Origin of the sequence: Porcipelethomonas ammoniilytica (assembly GCF_025567485.1) — a bacterium.
Taxonomy (GTDB): Bacteria; Bacillota; Clostridia; order Oscillospirales; family Ruminococcaceae; genus Porcipelethomonas; species Porcipelethomonas ammoniilytica.
In genome coordinates this window covers 1-1284 of sequence record NZ_JAOQKH010000075.1, presented here as the reverse complement: position 1 = coordinate 1284, position 1284 = coordinate 1, and the positions used below count along the sequence as shown (strand labels likewise).

The window sequence follows — 1284 nt, the reverse complement described above, 5'->3', positions numbered from 1 at the left end:
AATGGCGAATTTTCAACTGTTTTAATTTCTGTAATTTTATCTTTTTTTCCGATTTTAAAATCGGCGTTTGATCTGTAACGTGCAATATATTTCTTAATATCAAAATAATTGCGGTCATTGTAATCCGCAAGATATTTGTAGTTCGGGTGCGTGGTAATATCGTATTTATCGGAATACCACGGATTTGCTCCTCGTATTGTTAAGATACACTTTTCACCGGGCATTCTGAATATTTCAGATTCGTCCAGAAGTTTTCGTCCTGTTTTCTGATAATTCGACGTATCGCTTCGATTTCTACCATAGGAACGTGATGAATTTAAAATATCGATTGTCTGAGAACCGAGAAGCTCTGCCACATCTTTAAGAGTCGATTTTTCCTGACCTCCGAGAAACAACATACTGTCACAGCCTCCTGCAATAGTTTCAGCGTCGTCTTTGTATATTGCTTTCAGCTGAGATTTTGTCTGTACGATAGGGCAGGCTGAAATATTTCTTGAACGGATAGTAGTGATCAGATTTTCAAACATTGGTATCTTACCGAGATTCTTGAACTCATCGAATATACATCTTACGGGAACTTTAAGCTTTCCTTTTCTTCTGTTATCAGCCTTATCGCATAGTAAATTGAACATCTGCATATACATAAACGATGCAATAAAGTTAAGGGAAGTGTCGGTATCGGAAGTAATAGCGAAAAGCGCAGTTTTGCGGTCGCCTATTTTGTCCAGTTCCATTTCATCATATGTCATAAGGTCTCTTATATCCTGAATATCAAACGGAGAGAGACGCACGCCGCATGACAGCAATACTGATTTAGCAGATTTTCCGGCTGCAAGCTTATACTTCCTGTACTGTCTTACTGCAAAATGATTTGGATTCCTTTCTGCCAGATCGTCGAACAGCATATCAACTGCATTCATATATCCTTCGTCCTCACGTGTTTTGGAAGCGTCAATGATCTCTACAAGGGTATTCATGGTACGCTCTTCCGGAGGAGCTTCAAAGATTATAAGTCCTAAAACCGCCTGATAAAGCAGTCGTTCTGCCTTTACCCAGAAGTCCTGTTTTTCGTCCGGAGCTTTTGTTGCTTCGATGAGCATATTGGAAAATTTCAAAATATCCAGTTCAGTTTTTACGTACGCAAGGGGATTATAATGCAAAGATTTGCTGAAATCCTTGAGATTCAGTATTTTTATAACGTACTTACCCTTTTTATAAAGTAATGTGCCTACATCGGGTAAAATCGTTCCTTTCGGATCGGTTATAACATATGAACTGTTCAGC

General features: G+C 38.7%; 1 protein-coding gene. It reads right to left on the bottom strand.

The genetic code is table 11. The annotated features are described in order from the left end of the window. On the bottom strand, positions 1 to 1284 hold a 1284-nt coding region (locus OCV67_RS13830), incomplete at both ends, for a VirD4-like conjugal transfer protein, CD1115 family (RefSeq protein ID WP_147644404.1).